The organism is Sphingomonas sp. CCH5-D11 (assembly GCF_001557395.1).
GTDB lineage: Bacteria > Pseudomonadota > Alphaproteobacteria > Sphingomonadales > Sphingomonadaceae > Sphingomonas.
In genome coordinates, this window is the sequence record NZ_LSKH01000119.1 from 1 (window position 1) to 6,877 (window position 6,877).

8 protein-coding genes are annotated in these 6,877 nt (G+C 65.6%); 4 read left to right on the forward strand and 4 right to left on the reverse strand.

Features of this window, described 5'->3' with window-relative positions:
- Positions 1 to 140 (forward strand): oxidoreductase C-terminal domain-containing protein (locus AX702_RS21575; RefSeq protein WP_331710385.1); only part of this gene is annotated, 140 nt, incomplete at its 5' end.
- 74 nt (positions 141 to 214) lie between these two features.
- On the opposite strand, the gene lpdA is transcribed toward AX702_RS21575, so the two are convergent.
- Positions 215 to 1,609 (reverse strand): dihydrolipoyl dehydrogenase, encoded by a 1,395-nt coding sequence (gene lpdA / locus AX702_RS07785; protein WP_066778271.1) that lies wholly within the window; start codon positions 1,607 to 1,609, stop codon positions 215 to 217.
- A 93-nt stretch (positions 1,610 to 1,702) separates the two neighbouring features.
- Between lpdA and AX702_RS07790 the strand changes: the two genes are divergently transcribed.
- Positions 1,703 to 2,935, forward strand: a complete 1,233-nt coding sequence (locus tag AX702_RS07790; RefSeq protein WP_066778272.1) for an acyl-CoA dehydrogenase family protein — start codon at positions 1,703 to 1,705, stop codon at positions 2,933 to 2,935.
- Positions 2,936 to 3,163: 228 nt separating this feature from the next.
- On the opposite strand, the gene AX702_RS07795 is transcribed toward AX702_RS07790, so the two are convergent.
- The 3 genes from AX702_RS07795 to AX702_RS07805 all read right to left on the reverse strand — a co-directional run bounded on the left by AX702_RS07795 (position 3,164) and on the right by AX702_RS07805 (position 4,929).
- Positions 3,164 to 3,739: an opacity protein gene (locus tag AX702_RS07795; protein WP_066778274.1), complete on the reverse strand. Its 576-nt coding sequence runs from the start codon at positions 3,737 to 3,739 to the stop codon at positions 3,164 to 3,166.
- A 147-nt stretch (positions 3,740 to 3,886) separates the two neighbouring features.
- Positions 3,887 to 4,258, reverse strand: a complete 372-nt coding sequence (locus AX702_RS07800; RefSeq protein WP_066778276.1) for a tRNA-binding protein — start codon at positions 4,256 to 4,258, stop codon at positions 3,887 to 3,889.
- On the reverse strand, positions 4,258 to 4,929 hold the full coding sequence (locus AX702_RS07805; RefSeq protein WP_066778278.1) for a glutathione S-transferase family protein: 672 nt from the start codon (positions 4,927 to 4,929) through the stop codon (positions 4,258 to 4,260). The genes AX702_RS07800 and AX702_RS07805 overlap by 1 nt, the downstream gene beginning before the upstream one ends.
- Before the next feature lie 138 nt (positions 4,930 to 5,067).
- On the opposite strand from AX702_RS07805, the gene AX702_RS07810 reads away from it, so the two are divergent.
- Entirely contained in the window at positions 5,068 to 5,913 is an 846-nt protein-coding gene (locus AX702_RS07810) for an enoyl-CoA hydratase-related protein (protein WP_066778280.1), read from the forward strand.
- Positions 5,914 to 5,996: 83 nt separating this feature from the next.
- On the forward strand, positions 5,997 to 6,877 hold an 881-nt coding region (locus AX702_RS07815; protein ID WP_197420529.1), incomplete at its 3' end, for a sensor histidine kinase.

Here is a 6,877-nt window from a genome sequence, read left to right on the forward strand (position 1 = left end):
CCGGCCGCGTCATCGCGCTCGACTGCGTCAACGCGGTCAAGGATTACGTCCAGGGCCGAAAGCTCGTCGAAACCGCCGCCACGCCCGATCCCGCGCGACTGGCGGATGCGGCCACCCCGCTGAAGGAACTGACCGCCTAGCCGCCACCAACGAAAAAGGGGCGCCGGCCAATCCGCCAATGCCCCCCTTTTTGCGTATCGTGCGAGTGACCCGATCAGATGTGGATCGGCTTGCCCTGCACTGCCATCGCCGCTTCCTTCACTGCTTCCGAATGCGTCGGGTGCGCGTGGCAGGTGTAGGCAATGTCCTCGCTGGTCGCGCCGAACTCCATCGCCTGCGCCGCCTGGGCGATCATCGTGCCCGCGACGGTGGCGATGCACCACACGCCCAGCACGCGATCGGTCTTGGCGTCGGCGATCACCTTCACGAAGCCGTCGGGCTCATGGTTGGTCTTGGCGCGGCTGTTGGCCACCATCGGGAACTTGCCGACCTTGATCTCGCCCTTTTCCTTGGCGGCCTCCTCGGTCAGGCCGACGCCCGCGACTTCCGGCCAGGTGTAGACCACCGACGGGATCACATCATGGTTCACGATGCCATGCTGCCCGGCGATATTCTCGGCGACGGCAATGCCCTCGTCCTCGGCCTTGTGCGCCAGCATCGGGCCCGGGATCACGTCGCCGATCGCCCACACGCCGCTCACCGAGGTGCGGAAATCGTGATCCGTCCCGATCTGCCCGCGGTTGTTCAGCTCCAGCCCGATCTTCTCCAGCCCCAGCCCCTCGACGTTCGGCTTGCGCCCGATCGACACCAGCACGCAATCCGCATCGATCGTCGACGCTTCGCCACCCGCGGCCGGCTCGACGGTCAGCGTCGCCTTACCACCGTCGACGGCAACGCTCGTCACCTTGGTCGACAGCTTGAACTCGATCCCCTGCTTCTTGAAGATCTTGTTGGCTTCCTTGCGCACGTCGCCGTCGAAGCCCGGCAGGATCTGGTCGAGGAACTCGACGCAGGTCACCTTGGCGCCCAGTCGCCGCCAGACGCTACCCAGCTCCAGCCCGATTACGCCGCCGCCGATCACGACCATATGTTCCGGCACCTTGGGCAGCTCCAGCGCGCCGGTCGAATCGACCACCACCTGCTGGTCGATCGTCACACCCGGCAGCGGCGTCACGCTCGAACCGGTGGCGATCACCACGTTCTTCGCCGTCACCTTCTGCTCGCCGACGCTGACGGTGTGCGCATCCTCGAAGCTGGCGCGGCCCTTCAGCCACGTCACCTTGTTCTTCTTGAACAGGAATTCGATGCCCCCGGTCAGCCCCTTCACCGAGTCGCGACGCTGCGCATGCATCGCCTCAAGGTCCAGCTCCGGCGTCACCTTGATGCCCATCTTGGCCATCGTGCCGTTCGCTGCCGCATCGAAATATTCGCTCGCGTGCAGCATCGCCTTGGACGGGATGCACCCGACGTTGAGGCAGGTGCCGCCCAGCGTCTCGCGGCTTTCCGCGCACGCCACCTTCAGGCCAAGCTGCGCCGCCCGAATCGCCGCGACATAGCCGCCCGGACCGGCACCGATCACGAGAACGTCATAATCGAATTCGTCAGCCATCGGGTGCACTCGCCTTGCGGATATGGGAAACGGCTGCGACATAGACCCTCATGACGGGGGTGCAACCCCGCGAAGGACATAAGGAGAGGCCGAATGGACCTGAAGTGGAGCCCGGAGGAACAGGCGTTCGAGGCGGAAGTCCGTGATTTCCTGCAAACCAGCCTCACCCCCGATCTTCAGCGCGCCGGTCGCCTCTCCACCAGCGTCTATGCCGATCACCACGCCAGCATGAAGTGGCAGGAGATCCTGGTCGCCAAAGGCTGGGCCGCGCCGCACTGGGCGCCCGAGCACGGCGGCACCGACTGGACGGTCGCGCAGCATTACATCTGGAATCGTGAGCGAATCGCCGCCGGCGCCCCGGGCCTCTCGCCAATGGGCATTTCGATGGTGGCCTATGTCATCATGAAATATGGAACGCCCGAACAGCAGCAGTTCTTCCTCCCCCGTATTCTCTCGGGCGAGATCTTCTTCTGCCAGGGCTATTCCGAGCCTGGCTCCGGCAGCGACCTCGCCAGCCTGCAAACCAGCGCGGTCGAGGACGGCGACGATCTCATCATCAACGGCCAGAAAGTGTGGACCACCCACGCCAGTGAGGCGAACTGGATCTTCGCCCTCGTCCGCACGTCAAAGGAAGGTCGCCCGCAACAGGGTATCACCTTCCTCCTCATCGACATGACGACGCCGGGTGTCGAGGTCCGCCCCTTCACCATGTCTTCGGGCGAGCAGATCCAGAATGCTGTTTTCTTCACCGACGTGCGCGTGCCCAAGGCGAACGTCATGGGAGAGATCGACCGCGGCTGGAGCGTCGCCAAATACCTCCTCGAATTCGAACGCGGCGGCAACGCCTATGCCCCCGCATTAAAGGCGCGCGCCGACGCGATTGCCCGTCACGCCGCCGAGACGATCGGCAGCGACGGCCAGCCACTGATCGACGATCCCGTCTTCGCCACCAAGCTCGCGCGCGCGCGCATCCGCGCCGACGTGCTGGAAATCATGGAACTGCGCCTGCTCTCCGCCGCCGACGGTGACGGCAGCGTCGGCGCTCTGTCGTCGATGATGAAGATCATGGGCACCGAACTCGCCGGCACGCTGACCGAACTCACGATGGAAGCCGCCGGCGACCGCGGCCTCGTCTATCAGCCGCACGCCACCATGCCGGGCGGCCCCGTCCCACGCCACACGCCGCCGGCGGACGGCTACGTGTCGGGCGAGGAATGGCACGCTCTCGCGCCGCTGCGCTACATGAACGAGCGCGCCGGCCCGATCTACGCCGGCTCCAACGAAATCCAGCGCAACATCATCGCGAAACAGGTGCTGGGGCTTTAGGCGACGGCGCCAAACCCACCTCCGTCATTCCCGCGAAGGCGGGGATCCATAGACGCTGCGCCGCTTGCTCTCACAACGGCCAGCGTTTCTGGATCCCCGCCTCCGCGGGGATGACGGTCGATAAAGAAAGTTGCGCCGGCCGCGTTCGCCAATCGACCTTGCTCGGCCCCAACAAGAAAAAGGCCCCGGCAATCGCCGGAGCCCCTCTCTTTCACCGATCGCAACCGATCAGAAGTGCCCGACGATACCAATCATCGGCCGCACCGATTCAAACTCGCCCTGCGTGGAGACTTCGGCGCGGAAGCGGATGCCTTCCTTCTTGACCAGGCCATCGAGGCCGATCGCCGAAGGACCGAACTCGCCGCCGATGCCATAGGAGATGTCGCCAAAGTCACGGCTGTCGGGGCCATAGCGGTCGAAGTTCGTCCACATATAGCCCGCCTTGACGTAGATCAGGCCGGTTTCGCCGGCACGCGCACCGACCCGGCCGTGCACGCCATATTGCCAGTCGATGTCGCCGGTGAAGCCCTTCGCGGCATTGCCCTCGACGCCCACGAAGAAACCACCGAGCGGCACGTTGACACCCGCGACGCCCTCGACCAGCCCGCCCTTCAGGCGATCGCCGCGCACCGACGGGGGGATGCCGCCGCCCGGGTTGCTCTCGAAACCTTCATATCCGCCCATCACGCCGACATAGGGGTCGATCCCGAACGCACGCGATCCGTCGGTGGTGGTGTCCTGCGCAGATGCGGCGGCGGGGAACACAAACGCGGCGGCAACGGCCGCCATAAGCAACTTCTTCATAACGATACCTTTTACAAGGCCGCGTGTGATGCGCGGTCCGGGGTTCGAACCCGCGTCGCTCCGGCTTGTTGCCCGCCGGGCGAAGTAAAATGATTGTGTTGCGTCGCAGCAACAGTCAGCGGCGGGCTGCCAATCGGTCCTTGCTGGCTAGAACAGGCGCCCGCCGTCCGGCACCTTCATCACCGGCGCGGCCAGCACCACCTTGCCCGTCTCATCAGGGAATCCCAGCGTCAGCACCTCGCTCATCACCGGCCCGATCTGCCGCGGCGGAAAGTTTACCACCGCCATCACCTGCTGGCCGAGGAGCTGCTCGACGGCATGGTTCTCCGTGATCTGCGCCGACGATTTCTTGCGCCCGATCACCGGCCCGAAATCGATCACCAGCTTCAACGCCGGCTTGCGCGCCTCGGGAAAAGGCTCGGCCGAAACGATGGTGCCAACGCGTATGTCGACCTTCAGAAATTCGTCGAAGGCGATCGTTTCGGCGGCCGGGGCGCCGGCGTCATGCGTGGCGTGCATCAGAAATCCGGGTTCTCGTAATAGTTCGGCGGTTCGATCCCGCTCATCCGCTCGGCCAGAAGCGGGCGGAAGCTGCGGCGGCTCTTGAACGCCGAATACCACGCCTTGGCATGGGTATGCCCGGACCAGTCGATCCCGCCTAGGTAGTCCGCCACCGAAATATGTGCCGCCGCGGCGAGGTCGGCGAGGCTGATCGTCGCGCCCGCCATCCATTTGCGATGATCCAGCAGGTAATCGATGTAATCGAGGTGCCCGATCGCTGACTTCATTGCTTCGCGCAGCCGTGCCGCATTGGGCGACTGGCGCAGCACCAGCCGCTTCACCATGCGTTCCTCGATCAGCGGCTGGCTGACGTCGCGATAGAATTGCGAATCGAACCACGCGACCAGGCGCCGGATCTCGGCGCGATTCGCCGCCGATCCGTTGATCATCGCCGCGCGGTCCACCGTCTCCTCGAAATATTCGCAGATCGCCATCGAATCGATCAGCACGGTGCCGCGCTCGCCATCGACCATCACCGGCGTCTGCCCGGCGGGGTTCATGTCGAGGAACTCGTCCCGCCGCGTCCACGGGATCTCCCGTACCAGCTCATAGCCGACGTCCTTCTCGCCCAGAAGGATGCGAACCTTGCGCGTGAAGGGGCACAAGGGAAATTGGTAGAGCTGCCACATGCCCCCTCGTTAAGCTGCGCGAGCGATAGGGGAAAGCCGCTTTGGCGATGCCGGCGCACCGCATGGCGCATGGCGGCGGGACAGGTTATGCGCTGGAGAAAGCGGACGCATCATGATCCGCAAGCCAAGGAGAGGCCGATGACCTTTGAACAGATCCGCTTCACGATCGACGGGCCGATCGCGACGATCATGCTCGCCCGTCCCGACAAGCTGAACGCCTATACCGCGGTGATGGGCGCCGAACTTGCCGAAGCAGTGCGCAAGGCGGGCAAGGAGGAAAAGGTCCGCGCCATCATCCTGACGGGCGAGGGCCGCGGCTTTTGTGCCGGCGCGGACATCTCGGGCGGCGCCGACAGCTTCGGCAGCGGCGGTCCCAATTTCGCCGCTGAGGGCAAGCCGCGCCAGGACGGCGGCGGCTTCGTGGGCGCCTTGTTCGACAGCCCCAAGCCGGTCATCGCCGCGATCAACGGTGCTGCGGTCGGCGTCGGCGCGACGCTCACCCTGCCGTGCGACATCCGCATCGCTGCGGACAGCGCGCGCTTCGGCTTCGTCTTTGCCCGCCGCGGCCTGGTGCCGGAGGCGGGCAGCGCCTGGTTCCTGCCGCAGATCGTGGGGCTCCCCCAGGCGCTGCGCTGGTGTCTTTCCGGCAAGATCTTCGACGCAGCCGAGGCGCTGTCCGGCGGACTCGTCAGTGAGGTCGTGCCCGCCGACAGGCTGCTGGAGAAGGCGCAGGAAATCGCGCTAGAAATCGCCGAGAACACCGCCCCCGTCTCCATCGCGCTCACCCGGCAGATGCTGTGGCGCTTCGCAGGAGAGGCATCGCCAACCGCCGCGCTGAAGGTGGATGGCGGCTTCGCCATGGCACTGGGCGCCGGACCGGACGTCCGCGAAGGGGTTGCGGCTTTCCTGGAAAAGCGCGCGCCGGCCTTTCCCGGCCGAATCACGCGGGACATGCCGCCCGGCTATCCGTGGTGGGGCCATTGATCGGTCCTGCCGCCTAAGCGCCTGCGAACACGGCGGTCCTCCCTCTCGACCTGAATGGCTTTGCCCTCTAATGCTTGGCGAAGGTGGATTACCCACCTTCGCTTCAAGGGTCTTTTCTGCCGCTAGATCGCCTTCCGCCCACTGTTCGTCCGCCCGCCGCATGGGCGGCAACAGGTGTCGCTGTCGGCGTCGCGTTCTGGATCCGCCATGCCGCGGATGGCACGCTGCCGCCCGGCTTTCCGTTCCTCACCTTCTTCCCCGCCGTGATCCTGGTGTCGGTGCTGTTCGGCGCGCGCTACGGGTCGGCGGCCGCTGCATTGGGTGGGCTTCTCGCCTGGTATTTCTTCATCCCGCCGAGAAACGCGTTCAATCTCGATCTCGGCTCGCTTTCGGCGATGGGCTTCTACACGCTGGTCGTGGCCACCGACGTATTGATCATCCACTGGATGCAGCGCGCTAACGGTCACCTGGCGCAGGAACGCGAGCGGAGCGCAGCGCTGGCCCGCACCCGCGCGCTGCTGTTCGATGAGCTGCAGCACAGGGTATCGAACAATCTGCAAGCGGTTGCCGGGCTTCTGGCGCTGCAGCGACGCCGCCTCGCCGATCCCCTGGCTGCGGCCGCACTGGCCGAGGCCTCCCAGCGGGTCGCGCTGATCGGGCGGATCAGCCGCCGGCTCTACGATGCCGATGAAAGCGGCAAGGATCTTGCCGCCTTCCTGACGGCATTGCTCGACGATGTGGTGGAAGCGAACGGCCGCAGCGACATTGCGCGCCGGGTCGATTGCCCATCCGACCTGCGCCTCTCGATGGAACAGGCGCTGCCCGTGGCGCTGGTCGTGGCGGAATCGATCGCCAACGCGATCGAGCACGGCCTGCCTGATCATCGTGCCCCCGCCATCGCCATTGAGGTGCGTGCCGCTGGCGGGCAGCTCAGCATCAGCGTTGTCGACAACGGCGGCAAGCT

Excerpts from the sequence above, each read along its gene's own strand:
- lpdA (WP_066778271.1), bottom strand. The coding sequence starts at position 1,609 with ATGGCTGACGAATTCGATTATGACGTTCTCGTGATCGGTGCCGGTCCG.
- AX702_RS07790 (WP_066778272.1), top strand. The coding sequence starts at position 1,703 with ATGGACCTGAAGTGGAGCCCGGAGGAACAGGCGTTCGAGGCGGAAGTC.
- AX702_RS07795 (WP_066778274.1), bottom strand. The coding sequence starts at position 3,739 with ATGAAGAAGTTGCTTATGGCGGCCGTTGCCGCCGCGTTTGTGTTCCCC.
- AX702_RS07800 (WP_066778276.1), bottom strand. The coding sequence starts at position 4,258 with ATGCACGCCACGCATGACGCCGGCGCCCCGGCCGCCGAAACGATCGCC.
- AX702_RS07805 (WP_066778278.1), bottom strand. The coding sequence starts at position 4,929 with ATGTGGCAGCTCTACCAATTTCCCTTGTGCCCCTTCACGCGCAAGGTT.
- AX702_RS07810 (WP_066778280.1), top strand. The coding sequence starts at position 5,068 with ATGACCTTTGAACAGATCCGCTTCACGATCGACGGGCCGATCGCGACG.